The sequence below is a fragment of the Rhodoferax sp. AJA081-3 genome (assembly GCF_017798165.1).
In the GTDB taxonomy this organism is placed as follows: Bacteria; Pseudomonadota; Gammaproteobacteria; order Burkholderiales; family Burkholderiaceae_C; genus Allorhodoferax.
Map to the genome: position 1 here is coordinate 4417692 of NZ_CP059068.1, position 21202 is coordinate 4438893.

General features: G+C 61.6%; 23 protein-coding genes and 1 pseudogene. 10 read left to right on the plus strand and 14 right to left on the minus strand.

Annotated features, from left to right (window positions below; translation table 11 throughout):
• Nucleotides 1–24 precede the first annotated feature (24 nt).
• Nucleotides 25–675: a GGDEF domain-containing protein gene (locus HZ993_RS20615; RefSeq protein ID WP_209394571.1), complete on the minus strand. Its 651-nt coding sequence runs from the start codon at nt 673–675 to the stop codon at nt 25–27.
• A gap of 103 nt (nt 676–778) precedes the next feature.
• Between HZ993_RS20615 and HZ993_RS20620 the strand changes: the two genes are divergently transcribed.
• The 7 genes from HZ993_RS20620 to HZ993_RS20650 all read left to right on the plus strand — a co-directional run bounded on the left by HZ993_RS20620 (nt 779) and on the right by HZ993_RS20650 (nt 7109).
• A complete protein-coding gene (locus HZ993_RS20620) occupies nt 779–1468 on the plus strand; it encodes an NUDIX domain-containing protein (protein WP_209394572.1) in 690 nt (229 codons plus the stop codon).
• Nucleotides 1465–2535 carry an ADP-ribosylglycohydrolase family protein gene (locus tag HZ993_RS20625; protein ID WP_209394573.1) on the plus strand — a complete coding sequence of 357 codons (1071 nt, stop codon included), beginning with the start codon at nt 1465–1467 and terminating at the stop codon, nt 2533–2535. Before HZ993_RS20620 ends, HZ993_RS20625 begins: the two co-directional genes overlap by 4 nt.
• A gap of 30 nt (nt 2536–2565) precedes the next feature.
• Nucleotides 2566–3582 (plus strand): NAD(P)-dependent alcohol dehydrogenase, encoded by a 1017-nt coding sequence (locus HZ993_RS20630; RefSeq protein ID WP_209394574.1) that lies wholly within the window; start codon nt 2566–2568, stop codon nt 3580–3582.
• A 36-nt stretch (nt 3583–3618) separates the two neighbouring features.
• Nucleotides 3619–4251: a nicotinamide riboside transporter PnuC gene (gene pnuC, locus HZ993_RS20635; protein ID WP_209394575.1), complete on the plus strand. Its 633-nt coding sequence runs from the start codon at nt 3619–3621 to the stop codon at nt 4249–4251.
• Nucleotides 4248–5378, plus strand: coding sequence for an AAA family ATPase (locus tag HZ993_RS20640; RefSeq protein ID WP_209394576.1), 1131 nt, complete (start codon nt 4248–4250; stop codon nt 5376–5378). The genes pnuC and HZ993_RS20640 overlap by 4 nt, the downstream gene beginning before the upstream one ends.
• Nucleotides 5375–5926 (plus strand): septal ring lytic transglycosylase RlpA family protein, encoded by a 552-nt coding sequence (locus tag HZ993_RS20645; protein WP_209394577.1) that lies wholly within the window; start codon nt 5375–5377, stop codon nt 5924–5926. The genes HZ993_RS20640 and HZ993_RS20645 overlap by 4 nt, the downstream gene beginning before the upstream one ends.
• Nucleotides 5927–6119: 193 nt before the next feature.
• The gene (locus HZ993_RS20650; RefSeq protein WP_209394578.1) at nt 6120–7109 is read left to right on the plus strand and encodes a hypothetical protein; all 990 of its coding nucleotides are present in this window, start codon (nt 6120–6122) and stop codon (nt 7107–7109) included.
• Nucleotides 7110–7252: 143 nt separating this feature from the next.
• On the opposite strand, the gene HZ993_RS20655 is transcribed toward HZ993_RS20650, so the two are convergent.
• Together HZ993_RS20655 and HZ993_RS20660 are read right to left on the minus strand one after the other, a co-directional pair.
• Nucleotides 7253–8008 carry an ABC transporter substrate-binding protein gene (locus tag HZ993_RS20655; protein ID WP_209394579.1) on the minus strand — a complete coding sequence of 252 codons (756 nt, stop codon included), beginning with the start codon at nt 8006–8008 and terminating at the stop codon, nt 7253–7255.
• Nucleotides 8009–8231: 223 nt separating this feature from the next.
• Nucleotides 8232–8414 (minus strand): annotated as a pseudogene (locus HZ993_RS20660) (tryptophan 2,3-dioxygenase family protein); the annotation flags it as partial.
• A gap of 180 nt (nt 8415–8594) precedes the next feature.
• On the opposite strand from HZ993_RS20660, the gene HZ993_RS20665 reads away from it, so the two are divergent.
• Entirely contained in the window at nt 8595–9746 is a 1152-nt protein-coding gene (locus tag HZ993_RS20665; RefSeq protein WP_245213712.1) for an alpha/beta fold hydrolase, read from the plus strand.
• A 390-nt stretch (nt 9747–10136) separates the two neighbouring features.
• On the opposite strand, the gene kynA is transcribed toward HZ993_RS20665, so the two are convergent.
• The 6 genes from kynA to HZ993_RS20695 all read right to left on the minus strand — a co-directional run bounded on the left by kynA (nt 10137) and on the right by HZ993_RS20695 (nt 14811).
• Entirely contained in the window at nt 10137–10994 is an 858-nt protein-coding gene (gene kynA, locus HZ993_RS20670) for a tryptophan 2,3-dioxygenase (protein WP_245213713.1), read from the minus strand.
• Nucleotides 10995–11146: 152 nt separating this feature from the next.
• On the minus strand, nt 11147–12439 hold the full coding sequence (gene kynU, locus HZ993_RS20675; protein ID WP_209394581.1) for a kynureninase: 1293 nt from the start codon (nt 12437–12439) through the stop codon (nt 11147–11149).
• Between the two features lie 224 nt (nt 12440–12663).
• Nucleotides 12664–13215, minus strand: coding sequence for a GNAT family N-acetyltransferase (locus tag HZ993_RS20680; RefSeq protein ID WP_209394582.1), 552 nt, complete (start codon nt 13213–13215; stop codon nt 12664–12666).
• Between the two features lie 22 nt (nt 13216–13237).
• The gene (locus HZ993_RS20685) at nt 13238–13876 is read right to left on the minus strand and encodes a pyridoxamine 5'-phosphate oxidase family protein (RefSeq protein WP_209394583.1); all 639 of its coding nucleotides are present in this window, start codon (nt 13874–13876) and stop codon (nt 13238–13240) included.
• The gene (locus tag HZ993_RS20690; protein ID WP_209394584.1) at nt 13869–14225 is read right to left on the minus strand and encodes a CZB domain-containing protein; all 357 of its coding nucleotides are present in this window, start codon (nt 14223–14225) and stop codon (nt 13869–13871) included. The genes HZ993_RS20685 and HZ993_RS20690 overlap by 8 nt, the downstream gene beginning before the upstream one ends.
• Nucleotides 14226–14262: 37 nt before the next feature.
• Nucleotides 14263–14811 (minus strand): carboxymuconolactone decarboxylase family protein, encoded by a 549-nt coding sequence (locus tag HZ993_RS20695; protein ID WP_209394585.1) that lies wholly within the window; start codon nt 14809–14811, stop codon nt 14263–14265.
• A gap of 140 nt (nt 14812–14951) precedes the next feature.
• On the opposite strand from HZ993_RS20695, the gene HZ993_RS20700 reads away from it, so the two are divergent.
• Nucleotides 14952–15851, plus strand: coding sequence for a LysR substrate-binding domain-containing protein (locus HZ993_RS20700; protein ID WP_209394586.1), 900 nt, complete (start codon nt 14952–14954; stop codon nt 15849–15851).
• 5 nt (nt 15852–15856) lie between these two features.
• Here the strand turns inward: HZ993_RS20700 and HZ993_RS20705 are convergent, their stop codons facing one another.
• The 3 genes from HZ993_RS20705 to HZ993_RS20715 form a co-directional block, all read right to left on the minus strand.
• Entirely contained in the window at nt 15857–17110 is a 1254-nt protein-coding gene (locus HZ993_RS20705) for an RNA polymerase sigma factor (protein WP_209394587.1), read from the minus strand.
• Nucleotides 17098–17445: a YciI family protein gene (locus HZ993_RS20710; RefSeq protein WP_209394588.1), complete on the minus strand. Its 348-nt coding sequence runs from the start codon at nt 17443–17445 to the stop codon at nt 17098–17100. The genes HZ993_RS20705 and HZ993_RS20710 overlap by 13 nt, the downstream gene beginning before the upstream one ends.
• A gap of 94 nt (nt 17446–17539) precedes the next feature.
• The gene (locus tag HZ993_RS20715) at nt 17540–18721 is read right to left on the minus strand and encodes an acyltransferase family protein (RefSeq protein WP_209394589.1); all 1182 of its coding nucleotides are present in this window, start codon (nt 18719–18721) and stop codon (nt 17540–17542) included.
• Nucleotides 18722–18879: 158 nt separating this feature from the next.
• On the opposite strand from HZ993_RS20715, the gene HZ993_RS20720 reads away from it, so the two are divergent.
• The gene (locus HZ993_RS20720) at nt 18880–19782 is read left to right on the plus strand and encodes a LytTR family DNA-binding domain-containing protein (protein WP_209394590.1); all 903 of its coding nucleotides are present in this window, start codon (nt 18880–18882) and stop codon (nt 19780–19782) included.
• Nucleotides 19783–19880: 98 nt separating this feature from the next.
• Here HZ993_RS20720 and HZ993_RS20725 read toward each other — a convergent pair whose 3' ends face one another.
• Nucleotides 19881–20858 (minus strand): sodium-dependent bicarbonate transport family permease, encoded by a 978-nt coding sequence (locus HZ993_RS20725; protein WP_209394591.1) that lies wholly within the window; start codon nt 20856–20858, stop codon nt 19881–19883.
• Nucleotides 20859–20870: 12 nt separating this feature from the next.
• Nucleotides 20871–21146, minus strand: a complete 276-nt coding sequence (locus HZ993_RS20730) for a zf-TFIIB domain-containing protein (protein ID WP_209394592.1) — start codon at nt 21144–21146, stop codon at nt 20871–20873.
• Between the last annotated feature and the right edge of the window lie 56 nt (nt 21147–21202).

Below are 21202 nucleotides of genomic sequence, written 5' to 3' on the forward strand. Positions count from 1 at the left end.
TTTTGGATTCAGGTCTTGCCGTTGTTACGCCAGCGGCATCAAGCCCGAGGTTTTGCAGGTGTACATGGCCTGGTCGGCCACTTCCAGCACGTCTTGCAGGTTGTCGCCATCTCTGGGGTACCAGGCATACCCCACACTGGCACCCACAGCCACGGTTTCGCCAGAGTCCAGCACCAGGCTTTGCGCCACCACGTCCATCAGTTTTTGGCCCAGTGCCTCCAACTGTGCCCGTTCGTTGATGGACTCTACGATCAGCACAAACTCGTCCCCGCCCAGGCGCGCCACCGTGTCGGACTCGCGCACGATGGACACCAGCCGTTGCGCCACGGTGACCAGCACCCTGTCGCCCGCCGCGTGGCCATAGGTGTCGTTGATGGCCTTGAACTTGTTCAGGTCCAGCATCAGCACAGCAAACTTCTTGCGGCTGCGCTTGGCATGGCGCATGGCCACTTCAAAACGGTCCATCAGCAGGAGCCGGTTGGCCAGCCCGGTCAAGGGGTCCAGGAATGCGCTCTTTCGCAGGGCACGCTCGGCATCCTTCAGCTTCAACAGGTATTTTTTCAGCCGCGCCTGTTTTGACAACGTTCGCTGCAGCCGCATACCCAAATACACCGCCAGCAGTGCTAACAGAATCGATAGCGCTGTGAAGAAATTGGGGGAGAAAAAGTGCTGCATGGTGTGCAAGCATTCTGGGTGCGACGCTTTGCGTTATCTCTAGCGTAAACACTCTTTTACAAATCGCTTGACTTAGTGTAATTACTACACCGATACTTAGCGTATGAATTACACCTACGAATACGCCCGAGCAGCCCTTACCGTCGATTGCGTCATCTTCGGCTTTGACGGCGAGCGTATGCAGTTGTTATTTATCAAGCGTGCGCTCGCCCCGTACCAGGGGACCTGGGCGCTGCCCGGTGGTTTTGTCCATGTGGATGAGTCGCTGGACGACGCTGCGAAGCGCGAACTGCAGGAAGAGACGGGACTGACCGACGTCTTCCTGGAGCAGCTCTACACTTTCGGCCAACTGGGGCGTGACCCGCGTGAACGGGTGGTGAGCGTGGCCTACTTTGCACTGGTCAATCGCTTTTCCCACACGCTGCAGGCGGCCACGGACGCGGCAGATGCCCGGTGGTTTGCAATGCAAGAGTTGCCCGTGCTGGCGTTTGACCACGCACATATTGTGGAAGTGGCTCTGGCGCGCTTGCGTGGCAAGTTGCGGTATGAACCGATTGGCTTCGAGCTGCTGCCCAAGAAGTTTCGCCTGTCGCAGCTGCAGGCGCTGTATGAAGCGGTCTTAGGGCAGACATTGGACAAGCGGAACTTTCGCAAGAAGGTCTTGGGCTACGACCTGCTGATCCCTCTGGAAGAAACCCAGCGCGACGGCGCCCACAGGCCCGCGCAGCTTTTTCGGTTTGACACCAAACGCTACCAGCAACTCAAAAAGAAAGGCTTCAGCTTCGAGTTATGAACACAGCACAAAGCTTGGAGCGTGCACTGGTTGGCTCAATGCTCGGAACGGCTGTGGGCGACGCACTGGGCTTGGCGTGTGAAGGGCTGAGCCCGCAACGGCAGTTGAAGATGTTCCCGTCGCTGGACCGTTACGGGCTTTTGTTCGGCACGGGCATGGTCTCCGACGATACGGAGCATACGGTGATGGTGGCGCAGTCGCTGATCGTGTCGGGCGGTGATGCAACACGTTTTGCGCGCAACTTCGCATGGCGTCTCAGGGCTTGGTTGGCAGCGCTACCTGCTGGTGTTGGCATGGCAACCGGGCGTGCCATCCTCAAGCTCTGGTTGTTTTTTCCACCGTCGTACAGCGGCGTGCGCTCCGCGGGTAATGGCCCTGCGATGCGGGCTGCGGTGATGGGGGTTGCATTTGGCAATGACCGGGCCGCGTTACTGGCGTTGAACCGTGTATCGGCCCGTATCACCCACAGGGATGAGCGGGCAGAAGAGGGTGCATTGACAGTGGCCATTGCCGCCCACCTGGCGGCCACGTCCCCCTCCACATTGTCCGGAAAGGAGTTTGTGGCGGTGATGGCAGAGCGGTTACCTGCGCATAGTGCAACTCTGGCGTCTATCCGTGCGGTGGCGGCCAGCTTGGCCGCGGGTGAATCTGCTACCGACTTTGTGGCTGGCCTGGGCTCCAAAAATGGCGTCAGCGGCTACATGCTGCACACCTTGCCAGCCGTGTTGCATGTCTGGCTGCGCCACCAGGATGACTACATTGGTGGTGTGACGGAGATGATCCGCCTGGGGGGTGATTCGGACTCCACCGCCGCCATTTTGGGCGGCATCATCGGCGCCCGGGTAGGGCGCGACGGCATACCTCCTCACCTGTTGCGCAACCTGCGCGACTGGCCACGGTCGCCGCGGTTCATAGAGCGGGTCGCACGGCGGTTGGCGCAAAGCCGCGTTGCAAGTACCCGCATGCCCGCGGTGTTCTCGTTGGTTATCGCCACGCCGCTGCGCAACCTGCTCTTCTTAGGGGTTGTGTTGTTGCACGGTTTTCGGCGCCTGCTGCCACCCTATTGACCACAACATCCATACCGAAGTATCCCGCCGATGAAAGCCATACTCCAAAGCGCCTATGGCGAACCCGCGCAGGTTTTGTCACTGGGTGAAGCTGATAAACCGATTCCGAACAAAGGCGAAGTGCTCGTGCGCGTGAAAGCCGCATCCGTGCATGCCGACGTATGGCACGTCGTCAAAGGTTGGCCCTATGTGTTGCGTGCGATGGGCAGCGGCCTGGCCAGACCCAAGAACCCCATCCCTGGCACTGACATGGCGGGTGTTGTGGAGGCTTTGGGCGAGGGGGTGACCCGGTTTCAGGTGGGTGACGCTGTGTTCGGCGAGTGTGCCAAGGGCTTTCAGTGGGCCAATGGTGGTGCGTATGCGGAGTATGTGGCGGTAACCCAAGATGCTCTGGCGCACAAACCGGACACCGTCTCTTTTGAGCAGGCGGCCAGCGTGCCAACACCGGGCCTGATTGCCTGGCACAACCTGATGGGCCCCCGGCCCTGGCGTGCCGGCCAACATGTGCTGATCAATGGTGCCGGTGGCGGAGTAGGCGCCGTTGCGCTACAACTGGCCAAGGCCCATGGCGCTACCGTTACGGCCGTGGAACACACCAGCAAACTGGCTATGGTGCGTGCGCTGGGTGCAGACCATGTGCTGGATTACACCCGGGACGATCCGACACAAGGCGGCCCGCGTTACGACTTCATACTGGACGTGGCGTCCAATCTGAACATCCGCGACTGCGCCCGCGTCTTCAACCCCGGGGGTGTCTACATTCTCATTGGCCATGACCACTACGGTGCATCGGGTTCTAAGTGGCTGGGCAGCGGCATCCCTTCATTCGTGAAGCTGCTACTGCGCACCGCCTTTGACCCGCACCTGGTCAAACCCAATATGGCCGCGCCGGACCGACTCGCAGGCATGGCGCTGTTTGCTGACCTGATGGACAAGGGGCAGTTGACACCGGTGGTGGACCGGGTCTTTCCCATGGCCCAAGTTGTTGACGCTATGGCCTACCTGGCTTCTGGGCGGGCCATGGGGCGTATTGTTGTGGTTCCGTAAACTTGGCACCCCAGAAATCCCTATAGAAAGTCTTGCATGGATATTGTTGCGCTGTTGACCACCAGCTTTCAGCTAGGGCCCGCCCAACTCACCGTGGGGGATGCACTGGGCTTTGCCACGGGGCTGTTGTGTGTGTGGCTCACAGCCAAAGCCAGCATCTGGAATTTTGGCTGGGGCATTCTCAACAGCATGATTCTGGGTGTTGTGTTCCTCGACCAGCGACTGTTTGCAGAGTCGGCCCTGCAAGTGATGTTCATCGTGTTGTCTGTGCAGGGCTGGGTGTATTGGGCCAGCGGTCGGCGTGCGGTGGCGCCGGCCTTCAGGGCCACCAGCCTGCGCGAACAGGCGGTGTTGTTGTTTGCGGCGGCGGTCATGTCGCTGTTGCTGTGGCAGGTGCTGCTGCAACTGCGCGGCAGTGCACCACCCATTGATGCGGCCATCACGGCACTGAGCCTGTGTGCGCAATGGCAGCTCAACCGGCGGCAGGCCTCCAGCTGGTACTGGTGGATCGGGGTCGATGTGGTCTCCATACCGCTGTACTGGAGCCGCGGCCTGTACCTGATTGCCGGGTTGTACGTCATCTTTTTGGTGATCTGCGTGTACGGTCTGTACAACTGGCGGCGGGCGCAGAGCCAAGCAGTCAGCGGCCCGCAAGAGGCCAGCACATGACACGCCAGCCGTTTCGGCATGGCTTGGTGATCGGCAAGTTCTACCCGCCGCACTTGGGGCATGAATACCTGATCCGAAGCGCGGCCCTGCATAGCCGCGCGGTGACGGTGGCCGTACTCGGTTCCAGTGCAGAAAGTCTCAGCATCGCGCGGCGTGTGCAGTGGCTGCAAAGTGCTTTTGCGGACAGTCCCCATGTGCGCGTCATAGGCGCGGTCGATGATGTGCCGGTGAACTATGGGGACGAGGGCATATGGCGGGCCCATGTCAACATCATGCGGGAGGCTGTTGCGTTGGCTGATAAAACTTGCGCGCCGCTGCCTCCGGTGGATGCCGTCTTCACCTCAGAGCCATATGGCGACCGCTTGGCCAGTTACTTCCAGTGTGCACACGTTTGCCTGGACCATAGCCGCGCGCTTTACCCCACATCGGGCACTGCCGTGCGCAGCAGTGTGCCGGGCCAATGGCACATGTTGTCGCCCACCGTGCAAGCGGGCTTGGCGATGCGTGTGGTGGTGTTGGGGGCAGAGTCCACCGGCACCACCACCCTCAGCCAAGACCTGGCCCAAGCATTGCGGGCGCGTGGTGGGGTCTGGGCGAATACCCAGTGGGTGGCAGAGTACGGGCGGGAATACAGTGCCAACCTGCTGGCACTGGCCAAAGCTGCCGCGCCTGGGGCCACGGCCCAAAACATCGCATGGCACACGACCGACTTCACACATGTGGCACACGAACAATGCCGCAGAGAAAATGCGGCTGCGGCCCGCGGAAGCCCGGTGCTGGTCTGTGACACCGACGCCTGGACTACCCGCATCTGGCATGTGCGCTATATGGGCAGCGCCAGCGCAGCGGTGGATGCGACCGCCGCCAGCATGCCACCGCGTGCACTCTACATTCTCACCAGCGCGCGCGGCGTCCCCTTTGAGGACGATGGCCTGCGCGACGGGGAGCACCTGCGCAGCTGGATGGAACAGCGCTTCCGCGACGAGCTGCGTGCCCAAGACGTGCCCTGGATCGAAGTCCACGGCACACCGCAAGCGCGTTGCCAAACCGCGTTGGACAGCTTGGACGCGCTGGCGGCACGGCACTGGCGTTTTGCCCCACCATTGCCGACGGTGGCTGCCGAATGACTACTCGCTCCTTCAAGCTGCTTGTCGGGCTGAGTGTGGCCATTCTGGTGGGGTGTGCAACACCCCTGCCCACACCCGAGCCACCGCCCGCAAGCCGTGCGCCGGCGCCCCTTGTCGACACTCCACCGGCCGCATCGACAGCTCCGGTGCAGCCCATAACACCCGAGGCCAGCGACACCACCGTGCTACCGGACGATCCGACGCAAACACCTCTGGTGGCCGATGTGCCATGGAAGCAGCGGGGGCTGGCGTCCTGGTACGGCAAAAGATTCAATGGCCGGCGCACGGCCAGTGGCGAGCGTTTCAGCGCTGGGGGCTTTACCGCGGCGCACCGCACCCTGCCCATTCCCAGCTACGTGCGGGTGCGGCGGGTGGCCAACGGCGATGAGGTGATTGTGCGTATCAATGACCGAGGCCCGTTTCATCGCGGGCGCGTGCTGGATCTCAGTTACGCGGCAGCCAACAAACTGGGCATGGTAGCAGTGGGCAGTGCCGAGGTGGAGATGGAGCTGTTGACCGAGGAAGAGTGGCGCGCCTCGGGCAAATAATCTACCGGCACCGGACTACAGCGGGCGAGCTGGAAAGCGGGCAAGGGTGCAAGGGGGATCATCAACGCAATGTCGCAAACCCGACATTGGCCTGCAAAACACCCTTCGCAGGGCGACTGAAAGTGCAGAAAATAGGCGCAAGCCCACTAGCCCGAACGCTCCGACCGGGGCGTCATTTTTGTCGAGGTTCCCCATGCAACAATCCGCTGCCGAACGCCCAGACCCCACCGTCCAACGCAAGGCCGCCATCGCCCGTGGCGCCGCCCTGGAGCACACCGGCAAGGTCCAGATCAAGCCGATCCGAAATTTTGACCTGGACCGCACAATCTTCAAGACCCTGGAGGGCCGTGCCGCACGGTATGTGATGACCACCCGAGTGGGCAAGGAGGCCCACTTTGACCCCGCTGCGGCTCAGGCCGTGCAGGCCGACTATGCCGCCGCCCGCGCGGCGCACCCGCTGCCCGCGGTAAACCCCGAGCTGATGAATTTTCTGGTGCGCGAGTGTGATTTCAATGTGGAGCACGCCGACGGCTCGTTCCTGGACCATCTGTACTTTTGCTTCGAATACAGCGCGCAGCACTACCCCCAGCACTCCGCGCTGGTGATGCTGCTGCACTCCATCCTCGGCACCGGCACCAACACCTTTGCGATGACCGCCGACAAGATTCCGGCGCTGCGCCCGCTGATGACGCCCTGGGAGTGGACGCAGGTGGAGGCCTTTCCGTCGGTACTGCGGCTGCTCTACGCAGGGCCCTTGCGCAAAGAGCTGAGAGAAAACGCACACCGCGCCGATGCCATCGCATCGATCACATTCCACCGGGTGATCGACAACGCGCCCATCACCCTGAGCGGCGCGGACTTGTGGATCGCGCTGAACTACCAGCTCATCCATTTGGTGGACTTTCTCCCGGCGGCCAACTGGTCTTCGCACCAGAACGACACCTCGTTCATTTTGTTCCGCGATCTGTATGACCTGCTAGGCCTGGCCGGCAAGCGCGAGGCGGTCGTGGGCTACACATCCAGCGCCGGCCCGCGCACGTCCGAGGGTGAGCCCCAGGGCGTGGGCGAATGGCTCACCACCTTGATACCGGTGCCCGTCAGCGAACGGATGGCGGCCAAGTCGGTTGCACGCTTCTCCGAGCGCATAGGGCACGCGCTGGACTACCAGATCACCTGGGCCTGAGCCGGCGATGCGGTACACCCGATGGTTGCTACCAAAGTGATAGCTTCTTAGTGAGTATTGACGGGGGCTAGAGGCACATTTCGCTTGCAGATGCTGCCCGCAGCGACCAGACCTAGAGCCAGGGCTATCGGTAACGGTCCGGCTTATTTGGCAGCAGAGACCGCGCCGAATATGCGGCGGTAAGTACCGTCTACACGCATCTTTTTGAAAGTCTGGTCTAGCCGGGAAATCAACTCAGCCCGGTTTCCGTGCATGGAAAACGCGACAAAGGCTGCCCCTTCTGAAAGGTCCGAATACAGCAGCTTGATAGAGGCGGCTTCGTTGATACGATGGGCGGCGTCTTGCACCAACAGACGTGGGCCGACCACGATGTCAAGGTGCTTCGCTACCAGCTTGCGTACGTTCTGTTCCTGGTCTTTGGTTTCTTCGATCTTCAGTTGATAGGTCTGTATGGCCTGCATAAAAGCGTCGCCCTGGTAGGTACCGCGTGGCATACCAATGCTGAAACTGGCGAGCTTGGCAAAGTCGCCGTCAAACGTGAGGGTTGAGTCTGCGCGCACAAACAACGCCCCGGGGTCGGACAGTAGTTTCTCCGTGGTGTAGTTGAACAATTGCTTCCGCTCCGGCCGCAGCGCAAAAGGGAAAATGGCGTCCGCCTGGCCGGTTCGCACCATGTCGATGGCGCGTGCAAACGGGACAAATACGATGGTGATGTCTTGCTGCATACGGGAAAAAGCCTCCTTCACCAGCTCTACCGCAACACCTTTGGCTTGGCCACCCTCTTCCATGCAGTAAGGCGGATAGTGGGATGTGACAAGGGTCAGCGGCGCGGCGCCAGCCACTGGCAGCGCCAGACCCAGCGTCAGGGTTACCAACAGCCTACAAAGCGCAGCTTTCATCCGGGAGGCCTCATGCAGATTGGGGGGCCTGCAGAGCTTGCCACCATTTGCTGGATTACTCAAGCCCGCAACACCAGACTCAAAGTTACAAGCATGTATGCGGCGTGTGCACCAAGATGCGGCACCACGGCACCGATTGCGCTGTTCTCGCTATTTGCTACCAAATATATAGCTCAGCAATCAATAATGACGGGGGCTGGAGGCACTTTTCGATTACAACTACCGTCCGTAGCGACCATATCTCCGGGAACAGCACCACACCCAGCATCTTGCGCAAGTAATTCGCGCCACCCGTGCCACCCGTGCCGCGCTCGAAGCCTATGACGCGCGCCATGGTAGTCACATGGCGGAAGTGCAAGAGGCGCAAGGCGTCCTCCGGGTCGACAAGTTCTTCGCCCAGTAGGTCAGGTTCCCAAGCACATTGGGGTGCGGTAGGCTTGTAACGAGGTTTACATCTGAACCCAGGTGGTCATCGCACCGTACGCTGCGGCACAGACGGCATAGCTACCGCTGGAATACCGTCCTCCAACAGTTGAAAGCCCGAGCCTTCTGCTCATTTTTTTCTTCAACTGCACTGGAGCAGCCAATGAATCGATCGACCACCCCATTGTCAAATGCCCTGCCGGCCGACGCAGACATGACAGAGCAGGCTAACCCCGGCCATGGCATTCCGTCGCAAGACCCCGATGCAGCGGCGCAGACTCCGCTGGAACCCCACGATGTCGACCGCGAGGCCAACTCCGTGCTGGTTGGTGGCGGCGTGATGGCGGGTGCGGCCACGGGCGCCGCCATCGGTGTTGCGGTGGCCGGACCGGTTGGCATACTGGCTGGAGCCTCGTTGGGTGCCGTTGTTGGTGCATTGGGGGGCGCCGCCGTTGGCGCCTCCGTGAACGCAGAGGAAGCCAGTAGCGATGACATTGCATCAGCGGCCAACGTGCACCTGCACATCCACGACAGTGGTGGCAAGGGCCCAGCCGTGGTGCTCATCCATGGTTGGCCGCTGTCGGCTCAGGCTTGGGAGCCGCAGGTATCTGTGCTGGAAGCCGCCGGCTATCGCGTAGTGGCGTACGACCGACGGGGCTTCGGGCGTTCTGACAAACCGGAGACTGGCTATAGCTTTGACTCACTCGCCGACGACCTGCATCGCGTCATGGATCAGTGTGGACTGCAGGATGTGACCCTTGTGGGCTTCTCCATGGGCGGGGGCGAGGTGGCAAGGTATGTCGCCCGCCACGGCCAAGCTCGTCTGCGCAGTGTGGTGTTTGCTGCGGCCGTGCCTCCCTGCCTTATGAAGACGGCAGACAACCCCGAGGGTCCACTTACACCCGAGAAGGCGCAACAAAAGAAACTTGCACTTGAGCAAGACCGAAACGCCTACTTCGACGCGTTCACCACAAATTTTTTCTCGGCCAACGGAGTGCTCCAGGTCACCGAGTCCCAGCGCGGCGAGGCGGTGGCTATCTGTCGTCAATCAGCACAGCATGCAGCGCTGGCGTGTATGGACTCGTTCAGTACCACCGATTTCCGCGAAGACCTGAAGAAGCTGACGGTGCCAACGCTGGTGATCCATGGCGATGCCGACGCGATCGTGCCTATTGAGGGCTCGGGTCTGCGCACCCATCTCGCAGTGCCCCACAGCCAATTGGTGACGGTAGCCGGTGCACCACACGGACTGAACGTGTCGCACGCAAAGCAGTTCAACAACGCACTGTTGTCGTTCCTGCGGGCGCATCCCTAGAAGACATTCCTCAATCAAATCAGTTGCCTAGATCGACGAGATACTCTGACGATACCCACGAACGCCGGATGGGTGGCTGAATTAGCCGTCTTGGGAAAGAACCTGGCTTGCAGCGGACCGGATGCGCCGGGTAACCAGCTTTTCCGCGCCAAGAGCCACCAAGAAGCCGCCTCCTACGCAGACGATTGCCTCGGTGCTCCAGTTCAGCATCACTAGCCCAACCGCACTTGAGACGACGCCAAGTAGCACGTACCCCCAGAGCAACCAAACGGGTTGGAGTCGGAGGTCTTTGAGAAGTAGCTGATCGTGTTCAGAGAGCATATTGCGCCATTTGCTATTTAATAGATAGCGTAGTATTCAATAACAACGGGGGCTAGAGGCACATTTTGCTTAGAGCTCTGTCCGCAGGGACCATATCTCCGGGAACAGCACCACATCCAGCATCTTGCGCAGGTAACTCACGCCACCCGTGCCACCGGTGCCGCGCTTGAAGCCTATGACACGCTCCACCGTGGTCACATGGCGGAAGCGCCACAGGCGGAAGGCGTCTTCCAGATCGGTGAGTTCTTCGCCCAGTTGGTACAGGTCCCAATGGGCCTTGGGGTCGCGGTAGACCTGCAGCCAGGCCTGCTCGACTTCTTTGTTGGCCACGTAGGGTTGTGACCAGTCGCGCTGCGTGTGCGATGCCGGCACGTTTATGCCGCGGCGCGCCAGCAGGCGCAGGGATTCGTCATACAGCGACGGCGCCACGTAGGCTGCCTGCACCAGCGCCAGGCGTTCGGGCGCGTGGGCGTGAGGCTGCAGCATGGCGGCGTTCTTGTTGCCCAGCGCGAATTCGATACAGCGGTACTGGAAGCTCTGGAAGCCGCTGCTCTGGCCCAGGTAGGGTCGCATGGCGGAATACTCGGGCGGCGTCATCGTGGCCAGCACGTCCCAGGCGTGGACGAGCTGCTCCATGATCTTGCTGACGCGGGCCAGCATCTTGAAGGCAGCGCCCAGTTCATCGTTGGAAATGCTTTTGATAGCGGCGGTCAGCTCGTGCAGCATCAGCTTCATCCACAGCTCGCTGGTCTGGTGCTGGATGATGAACAACATCTCGTCGTGTGTGGGCGAGAGCGGTTTCTGCGCCGAGAGGATGGTGTCGATGTTCAGGTAGTCGCCGTAGCTCATGCTTTTGCTGAAGTCGAGCTGGGCTTTTTCTTCGGCGACGATGGATTCGCCTACGGATGCAGGTGCTGCTGCGTGCATGGGGCAACCGGAGGGGGGAGAGGCTTGTGTCATATAGGTGGTTCCAAACGGGGCGTGTTCAACAGTGCTGGCAGACGCAGTGGGGGCAGAGGGGGCGGCCGATTTGTGCGCATTTGGCACCATGAGGTCGCCGCCTCTGCCCCCATTGCGTCCTACGTAACCGCGTGCTTTTGGTTGAACTCCGGCTTCTTCCACTCTGCGGTCTCCAGCACCTGGCGCAGATGTTCCACCGCATTCCACACGTCTTCAAAACCGATGTACAGCGGCGTAAAGCCAAAACGCAGAATGTCTTTGTGGATGCCACCATCACCCGCGCGGAAGTCACCAATCACCCCACGGGCGATCAGGGCCTGCACGATAGCAAAGGCACCCGATCCCGTTGCGGAGTGTTCGCGGGTCAGGCAAACTTGCGAGCCGCGTTTGGCGTGCTCGCGCGGTGTAGCCAGGCCCAGGCCGTAGCCCTGGCAACGCTCCTCCACCAACTGGATATACAAGTCCGTCAGCGCCAGTGACTTGGCCCGCAGCGCCGCCATGCCACCCAAGGCTTCGGCTGCCTTGAAGCCATCCAGCCCACACTCCAGCAACGACATGCTGACGATGGGTTGCGTGCCGCAGAGGTAACGGGTGATACCGGCGGCGGGTTGGTAGTCGGCCGTGAATTCAAACGGCTTGGCATGTCCCCACCAGCCGGACAGCGGTTGCCAGAAACGGTCCGCATGTTTGGGGTTGACCCATACAAAGGACGGTGCGCCCGGCCCGCCGTTCAAATATTTGTAGCCGCAGCCAATGGAGAAGTCGGCTTTGGCGCCGGTCAGGTCCACCGGCACGGCACCGGCGCTGTGCGCCAGGTCCCACACCACCAGCGCGCCGGCTGCGTGGGCTGCATCCGTAACGGCAGCCATGTCGTGCATGGCGCCGGTGCGGTAGTTCACGTGGGTCAGCATCAGCACGGCCACGTCGGCGGTCAGCGCGGCGGCGATTTCTTCGGGCTCCACCAGTTGCAGCGTGTAGCCGCGCTCCTTGCACAGGCCTTCGGCGATGTACAGGTCGGTGGGGAAGTTGCTGCGTTCGCTGACGATGACTTTTCGCTGTGGTGCGTCCTGCGCAGCGATGGACAACGCGGCGGACAGCACCTTGAACAGGTTGATGGATGTGGTGTCGGTGGTTACCACCTCGTCTTTGCCTGCGCCTATCAGCGGCGCGATCATATTGCCCAGGCGCTGTGGCAGGTCGAACCAGCCGGCCGTGTTCCACGAGCGGATCAGGCCCGTGCCCCACTCTTGCGTGATGACCTCGGCAGCGCGTGCGGCGGCGGCTTTGGGCATGACGCCCAGTGAGTTGCCGTCCAGGTAAATAACCCCGGCTGGGATGGAGAACAAATCGCGCAGGCCGCGCAGAGGGTCGGCCGCGTCGCGCTGTTGGCAGTCTTGCAAGGTGATTGTCATGGTGTTTCTCAGTGTGTCGGGCACAGGATTGCGGGGGAGGACGCAAAGTTAACACCGGGCAAAAAGCCGTGGTGTCGGTTATTTCCAACAATCACGAAATACTTTAGACCTAAAACATATCCTTGTCTAGGAGCTGCCTGGGCGGCGGCACGTTCTGCTCCGTGTCCCCGCCCTGGCGGGCTCCTCCTTTACCTGCGCAGAACGCACCACCGCCCAGGCAGCTCCTAGACCGTGCGCACGTACTCCTCGTCATCCACCGGCTCACCGCGCAGTACGTCGTTCTCAGGAATGATGCGGGTAAAGGCAAAGCCCGCCTTCTTCAGCACCTGGGCCGATGCGAGGTTGCCCACGGTGACGGTAGCCACCAGGCGGTGAATACCCTTCTGGATCAAAAAGTCCGCAATGGCGCGAATGGCTTCGCTTGCATAACCTTGGCCCCAAAAGTCTGGATAGAAGAAGTAGCCCAAGTTGGTACACACCAGCGCGTCATCAACAGACGCATCCACCTGGCCAATCAGTGTGCCGTCCACTCGCGTGGTCACCGCCCATACCGGCCAGGCCTCGGTGCCGTCGTTAGACAGGCGTGACTCGATGCGCGTCCAGTGCGCCCGCATGGCGTTCAGGTCAGTGGGTTTGTCCAACGAGATCCATTCGTAAATGGCGTCGTCTTGTAAGGGTCCGAACGCGGCATCGGCGTGGACACCCATGCGTGGTGTCAGCAGCAGTCGTGGAGTTTCGATGGGAGCGCAAAGTTGGTGGGCAAAGTCGGCTTGCATGGCCGCATGGTAGCGGGCTCTTTCAAGCTCTGTTTTCTGGTGCCGATGTTTGTGGGCTCTGCAAACGCGCAAGTGCGGCCTCCAGCTCCTGGATGCGCGCATCCCGCATGTCCAACGCACGCTGCACGTCTCTGGCTTCCAGCCGCACCGGTATGTGCTGCGGGCAGTTGGCGTCCCAAGCCTTGACAGTGAAAACGATGACCTGTTCTGCACGGGCCGCGTAGTCCTGGGGCATCAGTTGCGCGGTCAACGCCGCATCGCCTTCCACCACCTGCGCCTCGCCCCAGATCTTGATGCGCTGGCGGTGGGCGTAGTCCATCAGAAAGAGATGAGCCTTGGGGTTCTCGGCCAGGTTGCCGCTGCTGATGTATTGGCGGTTGCCGGCAAAGTCCACAAACGCGATGCGCTGGGCATCCAGCACCCGTAGAAACCCGGCCGGGCCACCGCGGTGCTGGATATAGGGCTGGCCGTCCGCCGAGGCCGTAGCCAGGTAGAAGCTGGTTTGTTGGGCGATGAAGCTTTCCAGTTCCGGCGTGATCTCTGTTTGCCAGCCGCAGCCTTGTTCCATGCGGGCATACCCATTGCGTGAGCCCTTGCGGGACTGGATGGCTTTGACGGTAGGCGTAAAAGCGATGTCGCTGGTGTAGTGGCGCTCAGGCATGGTCAGTGGCCTTTCGCAATTGCAGAAACGCCACGCTCAGCGCACTGGATGCCTTGGCATATGGCGTTGCTGCGCCCAGCAGGCCTTCGGCATGGGCATAGCGCTTGGCATTGACGGCAGCCGCCACCTTGGCCACTTCGTTGTGGAAGGCCTGGTGTTTGTGCACGCAGTCGGTGTGCGCGGTGAGCATGCCATAGCGCGCCTTGGCGTCGCCATGCAGCCACTGGCCCAGCTCACAGCAGTCGTCGCGCGCAAGCGTGACTACATCCATCTGTGTTTGCTTGGCAATGGCAGAACGGAGCTTGGTTTTCCATTCGGCGTGTTTTTGTACGGCGGTGTTGAGGTCCATAGCTGCGTCCTGCTTGGTGTGTGTAGAGCGGGTTGGATCAGGCGGCTAAACGTGCGCTGACCTTGGGAAAATCAATGTCGGTCTGGGCCACGTTGTTGACGTAGTTGGTCAGCACGTTCAGTGACACATTGACCACGATCTCCAGCACACTCGCTTCGTCAAACCCGGCCAGGCGCACGGCGGCCAGGGCGGCGTCGGACACATGGCCGCGGGTCTGCAGCACCTGCAGCGCAAAGTGCAGGGCGGCCTGGGTGCGGGCATCTTCCGATTGGCCGTCGCGGGCGGCGTTCAACTCGGCATCGCTGATCTTGGCCAGGTTGCGGCCCAGGTAGTCGTGGACCGACAGGCAGTAATCGCAGCCGTTGAATTCGGCCACCGCCAGGGCAATGCGTTCACGCAGTTGCACGGACAGCTTGCCTTTGCCGGTGGCACCGCTGAGCGCCAGGTAGCCGTCCAGCGATGAGGGGCTGTGGCTGACCAGTTTCATCAGGTTGGGCGTGACACCCAATTGCTTGTGCACGGCAGCCAACAGGGGCTTGGCGGCGTCCAGGGTTTGGTCGGCGGTAGGGATGCTGATACGGGACATGGTGGTTTTCCTTTGGGTTTGACGTTTGGTTTCTTTCCGGTATTCGCCGGGTTGGCAGCGAATGGATGAACTGTATTGATGTTGTTAAAAATATAGAATCACAGAAAAAGTTAATTAACTATTCCAGTTAAAGGAATAATGTGGACCGCTTTCACCTGATCAATGTTTTTGTGGCCGTGGTCGACACCCAGGGCTTTGCCGGTGCCGCGCGCAAGCTGGCCATCTCGCCACCGGCGGTCACGCGGGCCATCAACGAGCTGGAGGCGCACTTGGGCCTGCGGCTGTTGACCCGCACTACGCGCACGGTGCGGGTCACAGACGCTGGCGAACGCTATGCGCAGGACTGCCGCCGCATCCTGGCAGAGCTGGCAGAGGCAGACGAGTCAGTCAGCGGTCAGCATGGCGCGCCGCGCGGTCGCATCACGCTGACGGCGCCCGTGCTGTTTGGAGGCATGGTGGTCACCCCCATCGTTACCGGGTATTTGCAGCGCTACCCCGAGGTCAGCGCGTCCTGCCTGTTTTTGGACCGTGTGGTGAACCTGGTGGATGAAGGGGTGGATGTGGCCATCCGTATCGGCGAGTTGCCAGACTCCACCATGCAAGCGATTCGCGTGGGGCAGGTGCGGCAACTGATTTGCGCCGCGCCCGACTATCTGACGGCCCACGGGATTCCATTGACCCCCGACGACTTGTACCGGCATACCATCGTGTCGGCCAACAGTGTTACCCCCAACCCGGAGTGGCGCCTTGTGCACAACGGCGAGCCGCGCAGCGTGCGCTTGCAGGCCCGCATGACCACCAGTACCAACGACTCGGCCGTGGCCGCCGTGGTGGGCGGCTTTGGCATAACGCGGCTACTGTCGTATCAGGTGGCCGCACACCTGCGCGACGGTCGGTTGAAAACCGTGCTGACCGAGTACGAGGCACCGCCATTGCCGGTGCATGTGGTCCACCGCGAAGGCAGGCAGGCGCCGCAGCGGGTACGGGCCTTTATTGATATGGCAGTGGAGAGGCTGCGGGCGGAGGTGGCTGTGCAGTGAGGGGGCTACAGCCCATTTCTCTGCTGCTGCAAGTACCGCCGCACCGCCGGGTCCAGTTCCAGACCAATGGCTTGTGCATAAGCCGCATCGGCCGCTTCTCGCGCGCCACTGCGCTGTAGCAGATGGGCGCGTGCGGCCCAGTAGGGTTGGTAGTTGGCGACGCGCGGATCGTCGGCAACACTGTCCAAAATCTCAAGCCCACGCGCCGCGCCTTCACATTCGGCGACAGCCACCGCGCGGTTGATTTCCACCACTGGCGAGCCGGTCAACTCGGCCAGGGCGCCGTAGAGCTGGGCTACGGCGGGCCAGTCGGTGTGGCCGGTGAAGCGGCGGATGACGTGGGCGGACTGCACGGCGGCCTCCAGCTGGAAGCGGCCTATGACGCGTAAGGCGCTGGCCTGGTGCAACAGGCGTTCTGCTGCGTCGATCAGGGTCGTGTCCCAAAGCCTGGGGTCTTGTTGGCCCAGGGGCACATAAGCACCGCTGGCGTCGCGCCTCGCCGCGCGCCTGGCGTGGGCATGCAGCATCAGCGCTAGCATGCCCAGGGCTTCGGGCTCGTTCGGCAGCAGGGCTGCAACCAGCTGGCCGAGCCATATGCCTTCATCACTTAGATTGTGGTGGCGTGGGTCCAGGCCGGCGGGGTCGGACCAGCCCTGGGTGAAGGCGGCGTAGATGGCCTCCAGCACGGTGTCCAGGCGCTCGGGCAGGTCTTCGCGTTCGGGTAGCTTGAACGGAATGCCAGCCTGTTTGATCTTGGCCTTGGCGCGCGACAGGCGCTGGCCCATGGTGGTGGGTGGCACCAGAAAGGCGGAGGCTATTGATCCGGCGTCCAAGCCCAACACGGTTTGCAACATCAGCGGTGCGCGCACGCTGCGTTCGATGGCCGGGTGGGCGCAGGCGAACAGCAGGGCCAGACGGTCGTCGGGGATTGCCCGGTCTGCGTCTTCCCTGTCTTCGGTCGATGCGGGGGTGAGCAGCAGCAGGTCGTCCGTGGCCGCGTCGCTGGTGGCGGTGCGGCGCTGGGCGTCTATGGCCTGGCGCTTGGCCACGGCCATCAACCAGGCTTCGGGGCTGGCGGGCACACCCTGCACGGGCCACTGCTGCAGCGCGGCCTCAAACGCGGCCGACAACGCGTCCTGCGCCGCCGCCACATCGCGCGTGCGCCGGCTCAGGAACGCGACCAGCTTGCCGTAGCTGTGGCGGGCAGCGGTCTCAGCCGCCCATCGTGCGGCATCTGCGCTAGCAGTTACATCTCCCAAATCGGCCGAACCTCAATCGTGCCGTAGGACGAGCTGGGGCAGCGCGCGGCCCAGACCAGGGCGGCGTCCAGGTCGGGTACGTCGATGATGTAGTAGCCGCCCAGTTGCTCTTGCGTATCGGCATAGGGGCCATTGAGTACTTCGGATTTGCCATTGCGCACACGCACCGAGGTGGCGTCGGTGACCGGGCGCAGGCGCTCGCCGGCCTGCAGCGCGCCGGCCTTGACCAGGGCATCGGTGTAGGCGCCGTAGGCTTGCATGATGGCGCCCATTTCGGCAGGGGGCATGGCGTTTTCAGCGGCTTCACTGGCGTAGATCATCAGCATGTATTTCATGGGAACTCCTTGAATGCGGTTGTGATGTGGCAAATGCCCCATCTCCACCATGACGTTTGAGTCTTGCAGATTTCGACAAGCAGGGCAAAAATATTTATGCGGGGCTGGCCATTGCCCTGGTGTCCGCGCGATGATGCGGCTTCAAACCAAACAAGGGTCGCAGCCACGGCGTGCGTACGATCAGGCCCGAAGTCAGTATCCAGCAGCCCAGCACGGTGCCCACGCCCACCAGCAGAGGTTCGGCCACCGGCCCGATGTGCAGTGGCACCAGCCAGTAGGCCAGCAGCACGGTCAGGCTCTGGTGCAGCACGTACCAGGGGTAAACCGCTTCAGTAGCCCAGGGCAACCAGCGAAACGGGCGATTCAGCAGCGCATAACTCCAGCCCAGAATGGAGCAGAGTGTGGTCCATACATAAACGTTGCGCAACGTCCAGATCAGCCACTGGGTGGCGGTGGAGACCTCTTCATCACCCTTGAACCGCAGCACCAGGGCCAGGTAGATGGCCCCCATGCCCAGCGCCAAGCCCAGCGCCGGTTTGCGCAGGCGCAGCAGTTCGGCCCACAGGGCGTCCGAGCGTGCCAGGCACCAGCCGTAGGCAAAGACGGTGAAGTACACGGCGTGCATGTACCAGTCGTGGATCAGATCGTTGGTGCCGGGAAAGTGCGGTTGCAGCACCACGGTGTACAACAACAGCGGCAGCGCAGGCAGCAGCAAGAGCTTGGTGCCGCGCAGGCCGGTGAAGGCCGCCTGCAGGCGCTGGCCGGCACGTGTTGCCAGCGCGGGCTGCAACAGCGCCATCAGCAGGGTGTAACACCACAGGTAGGCCAGGTACCACAGGTGGTTCCAGGTGTAGCCGTGCTGCCAGCCGGCAAAGGCGTTCTCGGGCCAGGGGGCGGCGGTGTAGTAGCGCGCCAGGAAATCCACAAAACCGGGCTGCACCACGCCATTGACCACACCCTCGCAATAGGGTTGGATGGGCACCACGACCACGATGCCAAACGCCAGCGGCAACAGCAGGCGCCAGTTGCGCTGACGCAGAAAGTCGCCGATGCGGGTGTTGTGCATCAAAAAGGCCGTGGAGATGCCGGATATCAAAAAGATCAGGTCCATGCGCCAGCGGTTCAGCATCAGCATCGGGATTTGCAAGGCCTCGGACAGGTAGCTGCTTTTGACATGCCAGGACCATTCGGTGACGTAGAGCATGGACAGGTGGTACAGGATCAGCAGGCCAAAGGCCAGGGCGCGCAGGGCGTCGATATCGTGGCGGCGGTTCATGGGTGGATGGAGGTTGAGGTGGAAAAGGACGCGAGATTAGGGGCGGCTGGACCCTGGCGGGGCCAAATGTGACGGTTTGGGGGCTCAAAGGGACCAGTGGAGGGCGCTGGGGGACGAATTTCGGCGCTTGCGGGCTAGTCGTCGCTACCATCGCCCGCATGGCAAACCATTCAAATCCTCCACCCGCAGACGCCCAGGCTTGGCTGGCGCGTTATCGGCCTTGGCAACATGTTGTCGAACCGGCGCTTTGGGTCCTGCTGTTTTGCGGCCAGGCCACGCTGAACAGCCTGACCGTCTGGCTGGACATTTCCCGCATCGGCCTGGGCTTTGCGCGCTGGGAGCCGGTGGTTTGGGAGTGGAGCAGCAACCTGGTGTTGTTGGCTCTGGTGCCGGCGGTCATCGCTTTTGAGCGGCGTTTCCCCTTCCAGTGGGAGAGCTGGCGGGCCAATTGGCGCTGGCATGTGATGGCCAGTGTGGTTTTCAGCGTTGTCCACGTGCTGGCCATGGTGGGCCTGCGCAAGCTGGCTTATGCCAGTCAGGGTGCGGACTATGGGTTTGGTAACTGGCCGCTAGAGCTGTTTTACGAGTACCTGAAAGACGCCCGCAGCTACAGCTCCATATTGATACTAGTGGCCCTGTACCGTCTGCTGCTGCTGCGTCTGCAGGGAGAGGCCAGCTTGCTCGATGCTCCAGACGACGGTCCTGCGGTGGAGCCGGTGGAGCGGCCGGAGCGTTTTCTGGTGCGCAAGCTGGGCAAGGAATACCTGCTGCCCGCCGCCGAGGTGGAGTGGCTGCAGGCCTGGGGCAATTACGTCAACCTGCGGGTGCGGTCCCATGACTACCCGTTGCGTGCCACGATGGCCGCCATCGAGGCGCGGCTGGACCCGGCGCGTTTTGTGCGCGTGCACCGCAGCTACATCGTCAACCTGGACTACGTGCAGGAGATCGAGCCGCTGGATTCGGGGGATGCCCGCGCCTGTATGCGCGATGGGGGGCAGGTGCCGGTGAGCCGGCGCTACCGGGACAGTTTGCGCAAGCTGGCGCAGACGGGGAGTGTTTGACCGACCGCGTTCGTCATTTGCTTTCGGCTGCGCAGCTGCAGGTCGTCCGCAATGCCCCTGGATGGCAAGTAACAATCAACACCAGAATTCCGGCATTGTCAAAGCCAACGTTGCGCCACATGCACATAGAGTGGTATGCCGACCAGGATGTTGAACGGAAACGTCAAGCCCAACGACAGCCCGAAGTACAGCGTGGGATTGGCCTCTGGAATGGCATGGCGAATGACTGCTGGTACAGCGATGTAGGACGCACTGGCCGACAGCACCATCAGCAGCGCTACGTTGCCACTCGACATGTCCAACGCCCATCCCAGGCACAGTGCAATGCCCGCATGCACCAGGGGTGCGGCAATGGCGTACACCAGCAGCCAGGCAGACTGCTCTTTGAGTTTGCCCATGTTGCGCGCGGCCAGCAGGCCCATGTCCAGCAGGAAGAAGGCCAGCATGCCCTTGAACAGGTCAACCGAGAAAGGCTTCATCGCGGCTTGGCCCGCTTCGCCGGTCAGCATGCCGATTAGCATTGCGCCGAGCAGCAAGAGTTGGGCCCCGTCAGTCAGTGCTTCGTGGAGGACGCGTCCAAGCGGTGGAGGGTTGGCGCCGAGCACGCCGATGGAAGTTGCTGAGGCATTTCTTTGGCGTGCATGGTTGGCCAGCACTACAGCCAATACGATTGCAGGGGACTCCATGAGTGCCATGGCCGCCGCCATGTGGCCGCCAAACTGGATGCCATGGTTGTCAAGGTACTGTACGGCGGTGATAAACGTAACCGCACTGACAGATCCGTAGGTGGCTGCGATGGCTGCGGCGTCAAAGCCGCTCAAGAATCTGCGCAACACCATGTACCCCAACAAGGGCACCGCAATGGCCATACCCAGTGCAGCGCCCAGGCTTATGAGCACGTCCGCCGTCAAACCGGACTGCGCCAGGGCAAAACCACCTTTGAGCCCCAACGCCATGAGTAGGTACAAAGAGAGGAAACGCGATATCTGCGGCGGTATTTCCAGATTGGATCTCAACGAGCCGGCCAGAATGCCAAAGACAAAGAACAGAATGGCGGGATCGAAAAAGCTTTGCACCTACGTTCTCAGTCAGTCAAAGATCTCGCTCAACCACGACTTTTTGCGATCCCGCGGGTGGCGTTGAATCCCCCGGTAGTCTGAATCTTCAAAGTCGGGTTGGTGGGTGCGCCGCGTCGTGTGCACTGCCGCTGCGGCGGGGGCAGGCGCGGAGGCTGCTCTATCCAAGAGCTTGTCGAGTTCTCCGCGGTCAAGCCAGATGCCCCTGCACGTGGGGCAGTAGTCAATTTCAACGCCTTGCCGATCGGTCATTACCAATGTGGAGTCGGCGCAGTGAGGACATTTCATGTGTTGTACCTTCTGTCAAATCAAAGGCGCAACGGTATTCTGTAAATCAATTCCTA